Annotated in this window: 1 protein-coding gene; it reads right to left on the bottom strand. The window is 45.0% G+C overall.

What is annotated here, in order from left to right; all coding sequences use genetic code 11:
* Nucleotides 1-308 (bottom strand): LPXTG cell wall anchor domain-containing protein (locus FC60_RS09185; RefSeq protein WP_156399324.1); only part of this gene is annotated, 308 nt, incomplete at its 3' end.
* Nucleotides 309-347: the final 39 nt, after the last annotated feature.

Here is a 347-nt window from a genome sequence, read left to right as displayed (position 1 = left end):
TTCTTCTTGAAGTTCTTAAATCCAGCTAGGGCTGCGATGCCCGCTAATAAGGCACCCATCGTGGTCATGGAAGCATTCGTTTCATTACCAGTTTGTGGTAAGGATTCGGTTTGCTTCGTAGCACTTTGATCGGCATTGGTTGTATTTGTTAATACTTGATCCGCATCTTGCCAACTGTAAACTCCGGAATGTACTTGCGTTTCCGTAATTTGAGCAGTTGATAAGGATGCTGAAGCCGATTCACTTGCCGAAACTGAGTCATTTTGACTGAGCGTCTTAGAAAGGCTTTCGCTAGCTACTTGACTCATAACGCTGCTAAGGGCCTTGCTCAACGATGTTGAAGCACT

This window comes from Limosilactobacillus gastricus DSM 16045 (genome assembly GCF_001434365.1).
Classification (GTDB): Bacteria; Bacillota; Bacilli; order Lactobacillales; family Lactobacillaceae; genus Limosilactobacillus; species Limosilactobacillus gastricus.
Note: the sequence above shows the minus strand (reverse complement) of the source record. Positions and strands in the feature narration are given on the sequence as shown.